Origin of the sequence: Robertmurraya dakarensis, assembly GCF_900156875.1 — a bacterium.
In the GTDB taxonomy this organism is placed as follows: Bacteria; Bacillota; Bacilli; order Bacillales; family Cytobacillaceae; genus Robertmurraya; species Robertmurraya dakarensis.
In genome coordinates this window covers 1,451,240-1,469,416 of the sequence record NZ_LT707408.1, presented here as the reverse complement: position 1 = coordinate 1,469,416, position 18,177 = coordinate 1,451,240, and the positions used below count along the sequence as shown (strand labels likewise).

Genomic DNA, 18,177 nt, shown 5'->3' with positions numbered 1-18,177 from the left:
AATAGAAGTTTTTTAATATCTCGATATAATAATCGTCACTAAACTGTAGAAGCGGTACAGCATTAAAAAAGGAGGTGGATACATTGGAATTAATTGACTTTTTAAATCAAAACTATTATATGCTCGTACCAGCACTATGGGTAATTGGATATGCTTTAAAACAAACACCAAGAATCCCCGACTGGACCATCATCTGGTTCCTGCTGGCAATATCCGTAATATTCGGTACGATTACTTTTGGCTTTTCGGGAGAAGGAATCATTAATGGGGTTATTGCCGCTGGGGTTGCCGTACTTGGTCATCAAATGTTTAAACAAACTGTTGGAGCTAGAGCTGCGGGGAAAAATAAAAAATAATGAAGGTGGTTTAAAACTTTTGTAAAAGGGTATTGATAAACTAGAGTCAAAAACTAGATCCTCTCCCCCTCCCTGCCGAGTTCTTCCCCTCGACAGGGATTTTTTTCTGTTACTGTTAATAAAGGAAAATACGTATGGAGGTGTTACGATGTGTGGAAGATTTACATTAACAGATGAGATACTGAAACTTCAATCACAATTTCAATTTGAATATTCTGAGGAAACTGTCCCTCGATATAACATTGCACCTGGACAAGATATATTAACGATCATTTCAGATGGAACTGGCAGAAGTGGTAAAAACATGAAATGGGGGTTTATCCCTAATTGGGCAGAGGATAAAAAAATTGGCTATAAAATGATAAACGCACGTGCAGAAACGATCGAGACAAAGCCGAGTTTCAAACATTCTTTCCGACGCAGACGATGTTTAATTTTAGCTGATGGTTTTTATGAGTGGAAGAAAACCGAAAATGGCAAGCAGCCGTACCGATTTGTCATGAAGGATGGAAGTACATTTGCTTTTGCGGGTCTATGGGAGAGTTGGCATAAAGAGAATGAACGAATTATATCTTGCACAATCATTACGACTGAACCCAATGAAGTGACAAGAGAGGTTCATAATCGAATGCCTGTGATCTTACCACAACATACATATGACACTTGGCTTGATCCAAATTTTGATCATATCAATGAACTAAAAATGCTGCTTAAACCCTTTCCAGCGCAGGAAATGGATAAGTATGAAGTCTCAACATTAGTCAATGCTGCAAAAAATGATCATCCAGAACTCATTTCACCGCTAAATAGCTTATAATTGGATTAGAAGGGAGTTTTGTACTCCCTAATCATTTTGATGATTCCTTACCTGCTTTACTCGGTGCAGGCTGCTCTTCCATTACTGATCCACTCAAATTTTCTCGATTAAATTTACTTTTATCATCTCCCATACTAGGCGCTATATTAGCCATTGGCAGCTGCTCTAACTCTTTTCCTCTTGGCATTACTAAAACACCTCCTTGCCTATAACATGTACAATACACGCTAATCTAATCTGAGTCTGATGAAATCTGCAGAAGGCTATTTCAAAAAAATGAATAAAAAGGGATGGAAAATAATGTTTTTTGTGCATCCTAATGAGAGTAACAAAAAGGGAGGACGGATTATGGATTATGAAATGAACTTTGAATATGAATTTTCCACATTAGAGAAAGCAATGGAGTATGCTGGCACGAATGAAGAAAAAGCTATCATTACAAAAGATTATAATATGTTCTATGTGGTGGACTGCCCATCAGTCGATGAATATGTGAAACTTGGATATGATCATGTTTAACAACTCTTAAAAATATCGTGCATATTTTTTGTACAACTACTCAAACTATCATCAAGGGACTTGTAGCTCAATGTGCAGAGCAACCAACAGTTCTACCGAAATCTGTTGTGTATCTTGCAGGTTCAAATCCTGCCAAGTCCCCTCTCAAACGTTAAATATTTTCCATATTTTAAAAAATATTTTCTTTTTTCTCCCATATAACATAACTCAAGATGGTATATTGGTAGAAAGGAGGAACAATATGGTAGTTAAAAGATGGATATGGATTCTCGGTACTCTAACCGGACTGATCATTATGATTAGCTTTGACTATATTAAATCTTATAAGGAAGCAGAGCCTCCAATCCCTATTGTCACAGTAGGGGATCAAGAAGCTGCAGTTACTCTTGGTACATTTCAGTGGAATGATGAACCATTAAATACATTTACGAAAGAAGAAATCATTGCAGAAGCATCCACTACAACGATAAACCCCCTCCAAGATATACAGATAAGATTCCCAGATCCTATACCAGCAAATTTTACTGTTTCCTCTTTAGAAGAAATGAAGGAAGGAAACGAAACAAAACTGCTCCAAATCTCATCTACTCACAATTATCAGATTCCCAATCAACCAGGCAGCATTACAGTTATTATTTCTGCTTCCTGGGGTAAAAAAAGACAGGCTGACTATTATGTCTCGCTAGAAAGAGAAGAAGTACTATCCTATCAGGAGTTATTAAGTGAGGAAAATGGATCATACTCAACTTTAATTATTTATCCCTCCGATGGAGGAGATCCATTCCAAGATACTCCTATGCAGACTGGAATTGTTCCTATTTATCATTGGAAAGGAACAGACAATTTAGATAGTATTCAGAAACAATTCCCTGACCTCGACATAAAGGAAGCACCTGCATATCTCGTATTTGACCATGAAAAACTTCTCATCCATACAAAAGAAATTGATGAGCTCACCCAGTTTTTCTTATCCAACTATCAACCAAGAAGGATTGACCTCCATGGTCTCGTAATGCAAGTTGACCGTGACAATCATTTAGTAAATATCTCGGGAACGAAGTTTTTCTCTGAGGAAATTGACAATATCAAAGTAGGTCAAGAAGCACATGCGGTCGTATCATTCAATCATCTAACAGACCCAAAAAAATCCGTTACTCATTTTATTACCGTACAAAGGGAAGCTCCAGATTTTGTACTAGAAGATACTTGGAAGTCAAAAAGACCTAACCAGTATTCAATTTTGGGAGTTGGAGACGAAGATTTTCTACACAAGTTAGCTAACCATTCCTCTAGTACATTAAAGAATGTGGAAAAACACTTGGAATTAATTAACAACGTTAAAGAACCAATGCCCATGCTGGGTCATACCATAACCCTTTTTAATCAGAATGAAGCTGTTTTAATGGCTTACGACATTGAAGAAATCTTGAGATATATAGAATCGAATCCTCTAACACCTAAATAACTTTATAGAATAAATAAACTGCTGCAGGAAATGCTAATCATGTATTGACTATTTTCTATAGGGGTGCTGAGAATGGCAGTGTATGTCTACCAAACCTTTGAGATAAAACAAGGCAAATTTAAAGATGCCATCGAAAATTTAAAAAAGCTAAAAAAATACCGAAATGAGCAATATAGCCATACTGTAGACATTTTAACTCCGATCTCCGGAAAAGATCATACATATGCACTTCTTTCTAAATATGAAGGACTAGCAGAAATGGAGTTACAAACGAAGAAGATGCACGAAGACGAGGAGTATGGGAAAATGATAAACGAATTTTTTCTTGAACATATAGAACAAGGCAGCATGCATACTCAGTTATATAGACCAATGTTAGACTAACACGTGTTCGTAAAAAACCATCAAGGCAGAGCCTTAGCGACTCTCTTCCTTGATGGTCTTAATGGTTATAAGAAATAAAAAATTTTTTATCATTTTTTTCAAAAATGACTCTTATAATTTATTTCCATCTCTATCTATTCTTGATAATTCCTCTAACTCCATATTCCTTGCTTCCTCGTCCATTCGATAATGATCATGTAATAGCTTTTCCAGCCATTTATTTTTTTCTTCGTATGATAGAGGAAGTTTCTTTATAATCTTTCTGCATTCTGATAGAAATTCTGTATACGTGTCCCAAGATTGATCAAATTGTGATTCCAAATCTTTTTTTAACTTGCGCGTGAGTTTCGGACTAGCACCAATTGCTGAGACTGCCAAGTGGAGATGGCCTCTGCGAAGACTTGCGGGGAATATGACATTTCCTTCTGTTGCTTCATCCACTACACAAACAAGCTGGTTAGGAGGTAATGTTTGCGCTAGTATCCGGTTTGTATCACGGTCATTGGTTGCAAGAATAACAAGAAATGCTCCTTCAAAATCGGCTAACTCAACTTTCCGTTCCACAAGAAAAAGACCCTTCTCCTCGGATAGTTTTCTTACCTCATCCGAGAAGTCAGGAGCAATAAGCTTAATCTCCGCATGTTCCTGTGATAGTACTCTTGCTTTTCTGGCAGCAATTTTCCCGCCGCCAGCTATCACTACTTTCTTTCCCGACAAATTAATAATGAACGGCTGCATGCTGGTGCTCCCTTCCAAGTGCACTTCTAAGCACAACTTCTTCTATAGCCGAATGAGTACTTAACGGTCCAGTATGAAGTATGGATTGCCCATTTCTTTGCCGTTTGAGCACATGCTGATGTACCTCTGATAAGAGGAGGCCCGAAAATAATAAGTAAGGAATGACAATTACTCTTCCTGCCGCTTTTTCTGTTATATTTTCCAGACCTTCTTCCAATCTTGGTTCTGTCGCTGCTAAATAACAAACATCCACATTTTCTGTGTTAAGCCTAGTTTGGATCCCTTTTGAAATAACAGCAAAAGATCGATGAATCTCCGGATCACTGCTTCCCCTGCCGACAATCAAGATTGAATCGTTAGGAGACAAATCTTCAACGAGATTTCTCACAAGTGCAGCAATTCCTTCTAGAATCACATCTTGTACACCAAATGAATTCCTAACATGAATCTGGACGAAAGGATATTTTTTTTGCAAAGATTTAAGTGCTTGCGGGATATCTTCTTTAATATGCCCTGCAGTTAATAGAAAGATAGGAACAACGGTTATTTCCGTTGCTCCCCTTTCCACACAGCGTTTGAATCCTTCTTCTATTGACGGCAGAGTCAACTCAAGAAAACAGAATTCTTGCACCGGTACATCTATTTTTTTCATCACATTTTGGAAAAAGGACACTGCTTCCTTTGCACCTTTTTTAGACCTCGTTCCATGGCCAATATAAAGGATAGCTCTCATTTTCACGTCCCCTTTCCTAACGCCTGGCTGCCTCTTGTATGTCTTTATTGAACCAGCTAAGCTGCTCATGTAAAGTGACCACTTCTCCGATCACCATCATACTTGGATTAGAAATACCTTTCTCTTTAACAATTTCTTCAATTGTCTCGAGAGTTCCAACAGCTGTTTTCTGATTGCTTAATGTTCCCCAATGAACTAGAGCAATTGGAGTCTGTGGAGATTTCCCACTTTCGATGAGACTCTTTGTAATGGTCGGCAACTGCGATACCCCCATATATATACAAAGAGTATCCACTCCCTTAGCTAGATGCGTCCACTGGTGATCTGCAACAGTATCACCAATCTGATGTCCTGTAATAAAAGCAAAGCTCTTACTCAATGTACGATGCGTCACCGGGATGCCTGCATAAGCAGACGCACCAATACCGGCCGTTATACCGGGCACCACTTCAAACGGAACGAGATGCTTCACACATTCATCTGCCTCTTCTCCGCCCCGGCCAAAGACAAAAGGATCGCCTCCTTTTAATCGTACAACCTGCAGCCCTTGCTTCGCATAATCGACGAGAAGTTGATTAATAGACTCCTGCTGCAGAGTATGCAGCCCTGGACTTTTACCACAAAAAATGAGCTTCGCATCTTCTTTAGCATGATTCAGTAAGTCCGGATTGACTAAGCGATCATAAAGGATCACATCGGCTTGCTGCAGGCATCGCAGTCCTTTTACTGTAATTAAATCTGGATCTCCTGGTCCCGCACCAACTAAATATACCTTGCCAATCATCGGACTTCCCCACCTTTTCTTAACCTATAATGTTATCTTATTTTATCAAGTATGTTCATTATACTTCAATAACATAAAATAATCCATGTAATCCGACCAACTTACTCAAATTATATTTTTTTCTTTAAGAAAGTTAAAGATCGCCTCAACCGATTCTTCTACAGATAACTGGTCTGAACGAATCGTTAATTCTGGTCGGTCTGGTGCCTCGTAAGGTGAATCGATTCCTGTAAAATCTTTGATTTGCCCTGAGCGTGCTTTTGCATATAATTGCTTAGGATCACGGCGCTCACATTCCTCAATAGGACAATCAATAAAGATTTCAATGAATTCTCCATCCTCAAAAAGTTCTCTCACTCCATCTCGATCCGATTTAAATGGAGAAATGAAAGCTGTTGTTACAATCTTTCCACTGTCTACAAATAGCTTTGCTACTTCACCAATGCGACGAATATTCTCAGTACGATCATATTCCGAAAAACCTAGATCCTTATTCAGACCATGGCGAACGTTATCGCCATCAAGGACATACTCGTTGATTCCTTGCTGAAATAATTCATTTGAAACAGCATTCGCTATCGTGGATTTGCCTGATCCTGAGAGGCCAGTGAACCAAAGAACACAGCTCCCATGACCATTTTGACTGCGTCGGTCTTGCTTTGTAATCGTTGCGTCATGCCATGTAATGTTCGTTGCTTTTGTCATTTTCAATCACCTCGGAACCGTTGTTTTTTCTTTCAAGCCTTCGATCAATACCTCTACTACCTCTTTGCGGCTAAAAGTAGATGGCGGAAGAACACCACTTCTTAACATTTCTCTAACTTTAGTGCCCGATAGAATAACGCGGTCTTCTTTGCTATGCGGACATGTTTTATCAGATGCCATTCCTTCACATTTGTTGCAATAGAAGCTATGTTCAAAGAATAACGGTTTGATTCCCAATTCTTCTTCTGTAAAATTGCTAAAAATATGCTGTGCATCGTATGTTCCATAATAATTTCCTACACCAGCATGGTCACGGCCAACAATAAAGTGTGTGCAGCCAAAGTTTTTACGAGCAATAGCATGGAAGATTGCTTCTCTTGGACCAGCATATCTCATTGCTGCAGGGTACACACCAAGCTGTACTCGATCCTCTGGATAATAGTTATCTAGTAAAGCTCGGTAGCTCTTCAAACGAACGTCTGCAGGGATATCATCGGATTTTGTCTCTCCAACAAGCGGATTAACGAACAAACCATCAACTGTCTCCAATGCAGCCTTTTGAATATATTCATGCGCACGATGAATTGGATTTCTCGTTTGGAATCCAACTACAGTCTTCCAGCCCTTTTCTTCAAAGAATGCACGAGTTTCTTTTGGTTCATACCATACATCTGCAAATACACCTTTTTCAGGCTTCTTAATAAGTGTCACATCACCAGCTACATAAACAGAGCCTCTTTCAAACAAACGTTTTACCCCTGGATGGGCAGTCTCATCTGTTTTATAGACTTCAACAGCCTCCGTATGTAAATCCGGCTCATACCATTCTGAAACCTCAATCACACCGTATACATCATTTTCAAAACGTAATTTATATTGTTCTCCTACTTTTAATCCTTCTGCTACTTCGCTCGATACTGGAAGTGTTACAGGAACAGACCACACGGTTCCATCCGCTAATCTCATTGACTTCACAACATTTTCATAATCTTCTTTTCCTAGAAATCCAGTCAACGGACTAAAAAGCCCAACACCAATTAGCTCTAAATCACTCAATGCAATGGCATCAATTTCAATTTCCTCAGCTATACTTGCAACATTAAGATTTGGATCAAACGCCTGAATCAATTTACCTCCATGAGGTTTTGGCAAAAATGACATATCTATTCATCCTTTCAGTATTGTTTATTCTTTTAAGGCTTCTGACGAAATCGACACAGCCTGAGTTTGTTTTTTCAATAAGAACAGAACACCAAGTACAGAAATAATAACTCCCACTACGACAATGATCGGGTATACATTTTGTTCAATCACTAATTGAATCAATGTATAGGACATCACCATAGAGATGACAGGTGAAACAATCCATACTGTCAGTAATTGAATAACGATATCCTTTCTTAAGACACTCGTTCCTTGTTTGGCAAAGCCCATCCCGATAATCGAGGAAGTCGTAATTTGCGTTAATGGGACGGGAATACCGAATAATGATGCAACCGTAACGATGCTTGCCCCAGTTCCGGATATTACGCATCCTTCCTCCAAACGAAGGGTTGTTATCTTCTTCCCATTTGTCTCAAGAACACGCCCACCAAGAACAAGGGCTCCTAGTGCGACAAAAAGCCCGCCCCAGAAAATGCCGTTTTCCGTAGACATTATACTAGCTCCAACTAAAGGACCAACTGCATTTGCAACATTGTTCATCCCTGCGGAAAATGCTTCAAATAGCCCCATGAACAGTACTAGAACAGTAAGGAAAGGTGCAGCCTTTGGCGCTTCAACAATTGGCTTTATTTTTTTGCTTTTCAATAGGGTTGCGGCAATGACAGCTATCGTAAATGCAACGATTGGAGTCAACAACCAGAAAATCATGATCCAAACCAACTTACCAACAAACACGGATTGATACACAATCCCCGCACCCACTACAGCTCCGACTGCTACTTCACTTGTCGAAAGTGGAATGCCGATCACATTTGCTAAAAACAAAGATAATGCTGCTGAAACTAATACAATTAAAGCAATCGACACAGAGAAAATTTCATTCGGTACTATTCCGCTTCCAATCGTCTTTACAACCTCGGAACCGCCAAGCCAAGCACCGAAGAAAACAGCAATTGCACAGAGTGCTAACGCTATTCTTTTCTTAACAACTCCGGACCCATAAGCAATTCCCATCGAGGCTGCAGCACCACTGGCACCGATATTAATAGCAAAAAATAGTCCAATTATTATTGCTGTTACGACCAAAAAGACGACCTCCTTTCCTGCATATGGTTACATCTATCAACCTATCAACTTCTAAAACATTGACTCGCTAAAATTGCTTTATCACCCGTCCACGGAAAATTCACCCTTTACTGAGTATGCAAGCCACACTCCGTCTTCCCGCTTCCTGACCAACGTCCTTCCCGCGAATCCCCATCCGCTGAAACAGCTTGAGTACAAGGGAAGCAGCCAATGCTTGGGTATTGGTGGTCATGTAATTCGTTATATGGAAGATCACGTTCCCTGATATAGTTCCAAACATCATCCCATGTCCAGTGAATCAGCGGGCATAGTTTAATATTTTCAAATTTTTCATCCTTGTTGACAAATTCCGTATTTGCGCGTGTCGGAGATTGTTCCCTGCGCAGTCCAGAAATCCAAGCATCCTTCGTGATCAAGGTTTCTCTTAAAGGAATGACTTTTCGAATATTGCAGCATTGATTAGGATCCCTTTTCCAAAGTGCTGTGCCATACTGTGCTGCCTGCTCATCCAATGTAAGTTCAGGCTTTTTCTTTTCAATCTTTAGTAAAGGAAAGCGCTCTTCAATCTTTTTGATCACTTCATATGTTTCGGGAAAATGCAAATCGGTGTCTAAAAATACAATATGAGCATCAGGTTTGACCTGCTGGATTAAATCAATTAAGACGATTGCTTCAGCTCCAAAGCTCGACGCATAGACGATTTTGTCATCACGGTAAACGCTATATGCCCATTCGAGCACAGCACGGGCACCTTTTGTTAAATCATCATACGAAAAGGTTTCCGAAATCGGTTGCCAATTTTGGTAAGTTACAGAAACAGACATTATTTCATACCCCCTTATGTTTTAAATAAAAAAGGCAGTCTTCCACTTCCTGTGAAGTGTGAAGACCGCCTCTAGTTGTCTAGTCAGCGTTCCTTATTTGGTTGAAGACGAACCTTTTCGTTTTTCTCAATTTGTACAATCTTACCATCTTGAACGACAAGTGTGATGGAACCAAATTTAAGAGTTCCAAGCATTCCTTCAAGATGATTAATAACTTCTTGCCATTCAGTCTTGTTCAGTTTGATTCGCCCCTCCTTTTCCTAAAAACCTTCCCTTTTTTTAGGAAAGGTATAGTTTCACAAATTATCCTTCCGTCATTCACTGGACTGCCACCATGCTTGCCTGCTGCAAGCTTCAGGGCTTCATAAAGCCAGTTCCCTGCACCACTAAGGATAAGAAATATGGAATTGAATAAATTAATCCTACCATACCTATAGGTTTTGTCAATATGTTGAAAAGAAAATTTTTTCAATTCTATCTTTAGTTGGTGTATGATGAGAATCAGACAAAGTAATTAGTCATATTACTAGGCTTTTCGACCATGAAATCAGTCCTTAGTAATCATAAGAATTTCGATATTGTAAAAAATATGGCCCTTCATTAAGCTAAAAGGTTGTTTATTTATCCTCAGTATTTTATTATAAAATTAAGAATATTTTAAAAACAGGCAAAAACTTTGTGAGGTGTATATTTTGGCAGTCATCGAGATTATTCCAATCTTAGTTCCAGTTAAATTTGATTTAAAAACGGTAAATTTCTACTTAATTAAGCAAAATAAGTCTTTAACATTAATTGATGGCGGATATAACGACGAACAATGTTGGAATGCATTAATAAGTACGCTTGAAAACAACAATCTTCAGTTACGTGACCTTACGGAAATCATCCTTACCCATCATCATGTTGATCATGTTGGATTGGTAGACAGAATTGTTTCGAAACATCCGATCCCTGTCTACGCTTCCCCGCTCTCCATTCCCAGATTAAAAAGAGATAAGGCCTTTTTTGAAATGAGGGTAGAGTTCTTTTCGAATTTATATCGTTCAAATGATTGCGGTGAAAAGGGAGAAAAACAAATTGCTTATTTACATAAAGCAATTCGAAACAATCAAAAGAAAGCCATGCAGGCAGATGTTATTGGGATAACTGAGCCGACACTGCTCAACTTTGAAGTCATCCAAGTTCCAGGGCATGCCCCAGATCAACTTGCTTTTCTAGATAAAACAGGCAATCAATTAATTGCTGGTGATTTGCTCATTGAACATATATCAAGCAATGCACTGGTTGAACCTGACGAACATGGCAATAAACTGCCATCTCTTATCCAGCACAATGACTCTTTATCCAAATGCATGTCCCTAAATGTTGATCGAGTCTACTCCGGGCATGGTAAAATAATTAATAACCCTAATCCGTTAATCAAAAAAAGACTGGAACGTACAGAGGAAAAAGCTGAGCGACTGCTCAATCAAATTAAATCAGGTATTACCACGGCAAATGGACTCGCCGAAGTCAATTATAAAAAAATCTACGAACAGCAATTTTCCCTAGTTATGTCAGAAATTATCGGTCATTTAGATTACCTGGAGCACAAACAGAAAATCCAGAAAGACCTTCTTCATGGTATTTGGCAATATTCAGTTACTAGTGCGTGTAAAATATAATTATAAAAGCCGCTCAATTACTTTCATTAATACAGCAAAAATTGCTCTTGCGATGCAAGAGCAATTTTTAATTTAATAAACTAGCTTTAGCTATTCAAAAACTTGACTGTCCCAAGTGTTAGAGGTAATTCCCTCTTGTCTTAATATATTCTTCCTAATCTTTTCAGTCGGTGTTTTCAATATACTTGTTTTATACTCAATATAGCGTGGAACCATAAAATAAGGCATTCTGCCCTTTAAATAAAGATGTAGATCCTTGTGATCCAAATAACAGTCCGGCTTAAACACAACAACTATTTTAATTTCGTCCTCAGAATATTCCGAAGGGACCGCTACAGCAGCTGCTTCAAATATATAAGGATGGCTCAAAACCTCAGCCTCCACTTCAGCAGATGAAATATTTTCTCCTCTTCGACGAATGGAATCATTTACACGGTCCACAAAATAGTAGTTTCCTTCCTCGTCATAATACATTGCATCCCCTGTATGAAACCATAAATTCCTCCATGACTTTAATGTTTCAGCGGGTAAATTATAGTATCCTGACATTATCGTCCATGGAATTTTTGGTCGTACACATACTTCTCCAATTTTTCCAGGCGGTAAGGGATTATCGTTTTCATCTACAACTTGAATTTCATAATCACACCGAACCTTTCCACAGTAACTAGCTGATGTCACTGTATTAGGAATAGGAAATGTATGAATTGGCATACTAGATTCCGTTGAACCATATGACGTAGCAATCTGTAACTGAAATCGTTTTGCAAACATTTCAAAGTTCTCAATTAAAGGGACCATAGTTACTACCCTAAGAGGATTTTGACCGTCATTATCACGCTCGGGCTGCTCCCATAAAAAATTCGCCATTGCCCCCAGTAGTAATGTAACTGTACATCCGTATTCATTTATATGCTCCCAAAATCTAGATCTGGAAAATTTCGGGAACAAAGCAACCTGAGCACCTTTTGCCATTGCTGTATAAAAACCAGCCCACTGTCCACCAACATGAAAGAGTGGAAGTGGTAAATAAAAACAGTCATCTACTTTAAACCAAGTTTTAGATTCTAATCCTATATAGCTGTAGGCATGATAATAGGTCAATACAACTCCCTTTGACTTGCCGGTTGTTCCAGATGTATACATAATAGCCATTACATCATTGCCCTTTAATTCTACATCGGGGCGTGAAGTATTAGGTCCTAACAACTCTTTAAAACTACGAATTTTCCAGTTAGTAAAACCTTGTTTAATATTTTCTAGATTACTATTCCCATAAACAAAAAACTGATTAAGAAAATTTAGATCAGGTAATATATTTCTTAAATTTTCCAAATAATTTTCGTGCACAATCATTGTGGTTGCTTTCGAATCGTTTATAACATGCTTTAACAAATTACCTTTATAAGCTGTATTTACCGGAACCTCTACCCCTCCTATTTTAGTTAAACCGAGGAATGCGAAAATAAATTCCGGAACATTTGGTAACATTATTAAGACATGATCCCCTTTATTGATGCCGAACTTGGAAAATTGATTTCCAATTCTATTTGCTAAGGTATCTACTTCTTGATAAGTCCAACATTTATCCTCATATTTAAGTAATACTTTATTTCCTTGTTTTTCTGCATGATTCTCTAAGATTCGTGGGCATATCCGTTCCTTTTTTAGTATTTGTTCTAAAACATTGCTCACTAAGTAACCTCCTAATTTTGTATTCTAATTTTTTGCATAGATTATCATTAGGTACAGCTAGACTATTATCTTTATATGAATATTTAACTCATGGTCTGAGGTAAAAACAAGGCAATTTCCGGGAATATAACAAGTAAAATTATTAAAAAAATAATGGGGATGACAAAGAGTAATGCCCCTTTAAAAATGTCCTCAAGTTTATATTCAGTCACAACGCCATTCAAAACGAAGCAATTCATTCCAATAGGTGGAGTAATCAATCCCATCTCAACCACAAGAACAATTATTACAGCAAACCAAATAAGATCGAATCCTAATGCCTCAATAATCGGTAGCACAATCGGTACTGTAACTACAATCATCGCTAACGCATCCATGACTGCACCTAATAATATATACATGAGTATGATACAAGCAAATATTGCAACGGGCGGTAGTGAGGTATTAGCTAAAAATTCTTCCAACAGCATCGGAACACGTGTGATTGCTAATAAATAATTTAAAAAAAATGCTCCAATTACAATAGCAAATATAAATCCTGTAGTTCTCAAGGTATCAGCCAGCGCCCCTAGTAAATTCTTTAGTGTTAATTTTCTTTTTATTAACGCTATGATAGCAGCACCTACAGCTCCAACACCTGCAGATTCAGTTGGAGTAAAAAGACCAGTATACATACCTCCAATCACCACGAGAAAAAGTATTAGCACCCAACCGGTAGCTCGTAGGCTAGTTATTTTCTCTTTCCAGCTATACTTTTCTCCTACAGGAGCTAAGTCTTTTCTAAAATACACTACGATCATCACTGTAAAAATAAAAAAAAGTGTCAAGAGAATCCCAGGTATTATTCCGGCTATAAGCAATTGTCCAATTGACTGTTCTGTAAGCATCCCATATATAATAAACATCGTACTTGGAGGAATTAAAATCCCCAAAGTACCACCTGCTGCTATAGAACCCCCTGCTAAAGAATTATTATACTTTGATTTAATCATTTCTTTTGCTGCTATAACTCCCATTGTTCCTGTTGTAGCTACACTAGAACCAGAAGAAGCAGCAAACACTCCCGATGCACCAATTGTTGCTATAGCTAACGCTCCTCTAACTCTACCAAATAACTTTCTAAACATTTCAAACAAATTAGAACTAATTCCCGTAAAGTAAAGAATTTGCCCCATTAGTATAAACATGGGAATTGTAGTCAAGGTGTAGTTATAACTATGGTCCCACACAATTGCTTCGATAGCACCAAATAAGGCCATTTCACCTCTTAAAAAGTAAATTGCAACGATTGAAGGAACCCCCATAGCAATTGCAATTGGTATCCTTAAAAACATTAGTATAAACATGACCAGAATTACTAATAAACCAATATATTCAACTGACATCTACTCACCCTCTCGATAAGTTTCCCTAGATTTAGAAATATCAAGAAATAATTTTAGGATACACTCCACCGCCCATAACAAAGATAAAATAAAGATCAAAATTTTAAACGGAAGAAGTGGTATGTTTAGTAGGACAGAAAACTCTGGATTTTCTATATATCGCAATGTGGTATGATAATATACAATGGAAATAATCGAGGCCATGAAAAAGGTTAAAATTGACGATGTGATATCTAAAACTTTCTGGAGATACCAAGGAAGGCGGTCAGCAAAGAGACCAATTTTTATGTGTGCATCCTTTGATTGAGTATAAGGGATTCCAAAGAAAATTATACAGACCATTAATAAAGAAGTAATTTCTACATCACCCAAAATTGGATGATTACCTGATCTAAGAGCTGATGAAATAGTAAGAAATAACATTGTAATAATCAAAAGGATAAAACCTACATATGACGAAAAATTGGTTATCGAACTTATGATGCAAATTAATTTTCTCATTATTTAGATCTCAACCTCCATTTCAATCTAAAGTTTCCTAGTAGCCCCCAATTAATTACAAATTATTACTCAATAATATTAAACTTGTAGTATTGGCTCAGCCTAACGTAATCAAATGGGAGCAATATAATTGAGGGCATAGCATTATTTAATAATTATTGAATACGAAAGCGTTTTACATTTCAAAAGGAATAACCACTCCCTCTGATTCGAGAGTTTCTATAAAGTCAGACATAAGCTGATTACCATCATATCCTTTTTGATTAGCTTCCTCTACCCACGCATCCCAGACACCTTTTGCGGGCTTCATAAACTTTGCATATTCCTCTGGAGAAAGCTTTGATATTTCAGCTCCACTTTCCTTAAATTCGTTCATGGCTCTATCAATTTCCTTGTGATAGCTTTCAAAAAATGCATTAGGCATAAAATCAATTAACTCATTATCAAAGATTTTCTTCACATCGTCAGGAAGGCTGTCATACAGGGTCTTATTCATTACCATACTAACCGGGTTATTACTAATGCTAATATCAACTATATAAGGAGCTACCTCATGGACCTTCCATGAAACAGAATTGGCAGCTGAATTAACCGCAGCATCAATTACCCCACGTTCTAAAGACTGATATAGCTCTTCGGTAGCTAAACTAACAGGTGTTGCTCCCCATCCTTTGACTATTTCTGCTACCGTATCCCCGGGAACAAATATTTTCATCCCTTTTACATCTTCAACCGTTTTTATTGGTTTAGTACTCTGAATAATATAAGGATCCGTAGGAGTGAAACCACCTAAGCTAATAACCTTGTCAAGGTTAACATCGTCTTGATGACCCTGCACGTATTTATCAATAACCTTTTTCGCAACATCTATGTCTGGAAAAGCGAAGGGCAAAGTTAATACTGTATATGGAAATAAGGTGCTATCAAATTCATACCCTAGTGCCACTATACCAACGTCGTAAACACCACTCCCAGCGTCTGTCATTGTATTTGCCGGCTTACCCAATGTTCCATTCGGATGATATGAAACAAAAGCTTTACCATTTGTTTTTTCTTCTACTAAATCCACCCATGGAGTATAAACATTCTTATGTGCATGATGAGATGTGGAGTGGGGTGTTCCCATAATAATTTCGATTTGTTTTTCTGATGATTTCGAATTGACAGAACTATTTTCTGTGGTCTCATCTTCACTACTACTACACGCAGTTAACAACAATACAAATAAGAAAAAAATAAATGCCTTCATACGAAATTTTTTATTCATTTTCTCTCCCCATTTCATTTTAGTCAATTAACCTAATAAATTATTAGAAAATATCAGGTTATAGGCCTTAATTAGCGCAAGGATCTTTATTTTTCATAATATTCAGAAAATTTAACTTCTAATTAAAATACCTCAGTAAACTGGTTTAAACTCTCTCCTCAATATCTTTCCAGTACATGTCTCGAATCTTACGTTTTAAAATTTTACCAGCACCACTTTTAGGCAATTCATCCCAAAACTCAAAAGATCGTGGTTTTTTATACTTTATTAAACTAACCTTACAAAGCTCTAGTAGTTCATTTTCTAGCTCCTCGTCGTTCACCGATTCATCTTTCTTAACCACAATTGCTTTAATTGACTCTCCCCAATGCTCGTCTGGCACACCAATAACAGCTACCTCTTTTACTTTTGAATGATTTTGTATGATGTCCTCAATTTCTGAAGGGAAAATATTTACCCCTCCGCTTATGATCATGTCTTTTTTTCGGTCAACTACATAAAAATACCCTTCTTCGTCCTTATAGCCCATATCACCACTTCTAACCCAATCTCCCTTTTTTAAATCAGCTGTGGCTTTAGAATTTTTATAATACTCTCCCCCAGTAATATTTCCTTTCTTATAGAATTCACCTATTTCACCTGCAGGGACTTCATTACCTTTATCATCTAACAACTTTATTTCCACTCCAAATGCTGGCTCCCCACAACAACGATGCTTTCTCATTATATCCTGGTGCTTCAATATTGTGTATGGTCCTCCTTCGGTAGCAGAGAATTGCTCACAGATCTCAGCGTTTTTAAAAAATTCAATTATAGCATTCTTTGTATTAGACAATAAGGGAGAACCGGCACTAATTATTAACCTAATAGATGAAATATTATACTTTTCTTTTCCCGGAGTATTTATAATCATATTGTACATAGTTGGAACCATTGCTGAGAAAGTAACCTTATGTTTTTGGATCATTTGCAATACCTTTTCAGCATCAAATTTCTTCAACATAACGAGAGTACCACCAAATTGTAAGGTAGCTAACCCAAAGACAAAGCTCAAGCCATGATAAAAGGGCCCACTTGATAAATAAATATCTTTATCATTAATTTTATAATCCACTGACATCCCAAAATGGGACTGGAATATATTTCTATGTCGTATAACCGCTGCTTTAGGGGGACCAGTAGTACCACCTGTGAAGGCTATATAAAATGGATCACTTTCTAGTACCTCAACATCTGGTTCATCACTTACGCTGTCAGTAATTAGTTTCTCATATTGATGAATTGCACGGTCGCCGTCATCAAGTAAAATTATATCCTGGTTATTAATTCTCTCTATATCTTTAATTGCTGTCATTAAGTTGGAGATAAAATCCTTAGACACAAAAATCTTAACAACATCTGAAAAATTAAGGGTATACTCCAATTCCCTTGGAGTGTAGTTATAATTTAAATTTACCGCCACAGCTCCAATTTTTCCTAGTGCATATAGAATTTCAACGTATTCGATTCGAGAATATAATAAAATTGCAACTTTATCATCTTTCTTAATCCCTAACCTCAATAAACGATTTGCCAGTTTATTAACTCTTGTGTTTAGTTGCTGCCAAGTAATTTGGCTCTCTTCATCAATAATTGCTATTTTATCTTTCCAATGAAATTTATTTGAATAAAACCTCGGAGCATTTCCCATCAAAAGCTGCCCTTGATACTTAGCCAATTTACGTACCTCTTTTCTAATTTATTTTATTACTCAACTCCTATAATTAGAGAAATAAAAGAACATTTACTCTAATTCTATTAAAATAGCTCCTTCATTAACAAAATCCCCCTCACTAACCATTACTTGTCTTACTATACCACTTGTTTCCGCTTCAATCGGTATCTCCATTTTCATTGATTCAAGAATGATTACTTGTTGTCCCTCCTCAACCCTATCCCCAGCTTGAACATGAATTTTCCATACACTACCTGCCATCATTGATAAAATCTTCTCCATTTTTGCCCTCTCCTTGTATTAAGTTGACTAGTTCCCAGTAATACTTTGAGAAATCTAACTCGCTATTTCTGACTATCTTACCCCCTTCTTGTTT

21 protein-coding genes and 1 tRNA gene are annotated in these 18,177 nt (G+C 37.4%); 7 read left to right on the top strand and 15 right to left on the bottom strand.

Going from position 1 to position 18,177, the window contains the following annotated elements; all coding sequences use genetic code 11:
• The first annotated feature begins 74 nt into the window (after window positions 1–74).
• A complete protein-coding gene (locus CZ487_RS08345) occupies window positions 75–356 on the top strand; it encodes a phage holin family protein (RefSeq protein WP_419865702.1) in 282 nt (93 codons plus the stop codon).
• 148 nt (window positions 357–504) lie between these two features.
• The gene (locus tag CZ487_RS08340; RefSeq protein WP_077211659.1) at window positions 505–1,173 is read left to right on the top strand and encodes an SOS response-associated peptidase; all 669 of its coding nucleotides are present in this window, start codon (window positions 505–507) and stop codon (window positions 1,171–1,173) included.
• A 31-nt stretch (window positions 1,174–1,204) separates the two neighbouring features.
• On the opposite strand, the gene CZ487_RS27065 is transcribed toward CZ487_RS08340, so the two are convergent.
• On the bottom strand, window positions 1,205–1,360 hold the full coding sequence (locus CZ487_RS27065) for a hypothetical protein (RefSeq protein ID WP_202617800.1): 156 nt from the start codon (window positions 1,358–1,360) through the stop codon (window positions 1,205–1,207).
• A 161-nt stretch (window positions 1,361–1,521) separates the two neighbouring features.
• On the opposite strand from CZ487_RS27065, the gene CZ487_RS26545 reads away from it, so the two are divergent.
• The 4 genes from CZ487_RS26545 (at window position 1,522) to CZ487_RS08325 (ending at window position 3,541) form a co-directional block, all read left to right on the top strand.
• Window positions 1,522–1,692, top strand: coding sequence for a hypothetical protein (locus CZ487_RS26545; protein WP_154676015.1), 171 nt, complete (start codon window positions 1,522–1,524; stop codon window positions 1,690–1,692).
• Between the two features lie 56 nt (window positions 1,693–1,748).
• Window positions 1,749–1,833: transfer RNA gene (locus CZ487_RS08335), tRNA-OTHER, on the top strand.
• A gap of 100 nt (window positions 1,834–1,933) precedes the next feature.
• The gene (locus tag CZ487_RS08330) at window positions 1,934–3,157 is read left to right on the top strand and encodes a hypothetical protein (protein ID WP_077211658.1); all 1,224 of its coding nucleotides are present in this window, start codon (window positions 1,934–1,936) and stop codon (window positions 3,155–3,157) included.
• A 72-nt stretch (window positions 3,158–3,229) separates the two neighbouring features.
• A complete protein-coding gene (locus CZ487_RS08325) occupies window positions 3,230–3,541 on the top strand; it encodes a hypothetical protein (protein WP_077211657.1) in 312 nt (103 codons plus the stop codon).
• Window positions 3,542–3,652: 111 nt separating this feature from the next.
• Here the strand turns inward: CZ487_RS08325 and CZ487_RS08320 are convergent, their stop codons facing one another.
• The 8 genes from CZ487_RS08320 to CZ487_RS08285 form a co-directional block, all read right to left on the bottom strand.
• Window positions 3,653–4,279 carry an NAD(P)-dependent oxidoreductase gene (locus CZ487_RS08320; protein WP_077211656.1) on the bottom strand — a complete coding sequence of 209 codons (627 nt, stop codon included), beginning with the start codon at window positions 4,277–4,279 and terminating at the stop codon, window positions 3,653–3,655.
• Window positions 4,260–5,012, bottom strand: a complete 753-nt coding sequence (locus CZ487_RS08315) for a sirohydrochlorin chelatase (RefSeq protein WP_077211655.1) — start codon at window positions 5,010–5,012, stop codon at window positions 4,260–4,262. The genes CZ487_RS08320 and CZ487_RS08315 overlap by 20 nt, the downstream gene beginning before the upstream one ends.
• A gap of 16 nt (window positions 5,013–5,028) precedes the next feature.
• Window positions 5,029–5,796, bottom strand: a complete 768-nt coding sequence (gene cobA / locus CZ487_RS08310; protein ID WP_077211654.1) for a uroporphyrinogen-III C-methyltransferase — start codon at window positions 5,794–5,796, stop codon at window positions 5,029–5,031.
• A 105-nt stretch (window positions 5,797–5,901) separates the two neighbouring features.
• Window positions 5,902–6,501 carry an adenylyl-sulfate kinase gene (cysC, locus tag CZ487_RS08305; RefSeq protein WP_077211653.1) on the bottom strand — a complete coding sequence of 200 codons (600 nt, stop codon included), beginning with the start codon at window positions 6,499–6,501 and terminating at the stop codon, window positions 5,902–5,904.
• A gap of 6 nt (window positions 6,502–6,507) precedes the next feature.
• Entirely contained in the window at window positions 6,508–7,662 is a 1,155-nt protein-coding gene (sat, locus tag CZ487_RS08300) for a sulfate adenylyltransferase (protein ID WP_077211652.1), read from the bottom strand.
• A gap of 24 nt (window positions 7,663–7,686) precedes the next feature.
• Window positions 7,687–8,751, bottom strand: a complete 1,065-nt coding sequence (locus tag CZ487_RS08295) for an inorganic phosphate transporter (RefSeq protein WP_077211651.1) — start codon at window positions 8,749–8,751, stop codon at window positions 7,687–7,689.
• 107 nt (window positions 8,752–8,858) lie between these two features.
• Window positions 8,859–9,575: a phosphoadenylyl-sulfate reductase gene (locus CZ487_RS08290; protein WP_077211650.1), complete on the bottom strand. Its 717-nt coding sequence runs from the start codon at window positions 9,573–9,575 to the stop codon at window positions 8,859–8,861.
• Window positions 9,576–9,658: 83 nt separating this feature from the next.
• Window positions 9,659–9,814, bottom strand: coding sequence for a YezD family protein (locus CZ487_RS08285; RefSeq protein ID WP_084783150.1), 156 nt, complete (start codon window positions 9,812–9,814; stop codon window positions 9,659–9,661).
• Between the two features lie 444 nt (window positions 9,815–10,258).
• Here CZ487_RS08285 and CZ487_RS08280 point away from each other — a divergent pair, with 444 nt between their 5' ends.
• Window positions 10,259–11,239 carry an MBL fold metallo-hydrolase gene (locus tag CZ487_RS08280; RefSeq protein ID WP_077211648.1) on the top strand — a complete coding sequence of 327 codons (981 nt, stop codon included), beginning with the start codon at window positions 10,259–10,261 and terminating at the stop codon, window positions 11,237–11,239.
• A 90-nt stretch (window positions 11,240–11,329) separates the two neighbouring features.
• Here the strand turns inward: CZ487_RS08280 and CZ487_RS08275 are convergent, their stop codons facing one another.
• The 6 genes from CZ487_RS08275 to CZ487_RS08250 all read right to left on the bottom strand — a co-directional run bounded on the left by CZ487_RS08275 (window position 11,330) and on the right by CZ487_RS08250 (window position 18,083).
• Complete coding sequence (locus CZ487_RS08275) at window positions 11,330–12,934, bottom strand: AMP-binding protein (RefSeq protein ID WP_077211647.1); 1,605 nt, start codon at window positions 12,932–12,934, stop codon at window positions 11,330–11,332.
• Between the two features lie 83 nt (window positions 12,935–13,017).
• Window positions 13,018–14,319, bottom strand: coding sequence for a TRAP transporter large permease (locus tag CZ487_RS08270; RefSeq protein ID WP_077211646.1), 1,302 nt, complete (start codon window positions 14,317–14,319; stop codon window positions 13,018–13,020).
• Window positions 14,320–14,742 (bottom strand): TRAP transporter small permease, encoded by a 423-nt coding sequence (locus CZ487_RS27945; RefSeq protein ID WP_419865712.1) that lies wholly within the window; start codon window positions 14,740–14,742, stop codon window positions 14,320–14,322.
• Window positions 14,743–14,995: 253 nt separating this feature from the next.
• Complete coding sequence (locus tag CZ487_RS08260) at window positions 14,996–16,087, bottom strand: TRAP transporter substrate-binding protein (protein ID WP_077211644.1); 1,092 nt, start codon at window positions 16,085–16,087, stop codon at window positions 14,996–14,998.
• A 145-nt stretch (window positions 16,088–16,232) separates the two neighbouring features.
• The gene (locus CZ487_RS08255; protein WP_077211643.1) at window positions 16,233–17,804 is read right to left on the bottom strand and encodes a class I adenylate-forming enzyme family protein; all 1,572 of its coding nucleotides are present in this window, start codon (window positions 17,802–17,804) and stop codon (window positions 16,233–16,235) included.
• A gap of 66 nt (window positions 17,805–17,870) precedes the next feature.
• Window positions 17,871–18,083, bottom strand: a complete 213-nt coding sequence (locus tag CZ487_RS08250) for an acetyl-CoA carboxylase biotin carboxyl carrier protein subunit (protein WP_077211642.1) — start codon at window positions 18,081–18,083, stop codon at window positions 17,871–17,873.
• Window positions 18,084–18,177 lie beyond the last annotated feature (94 nt).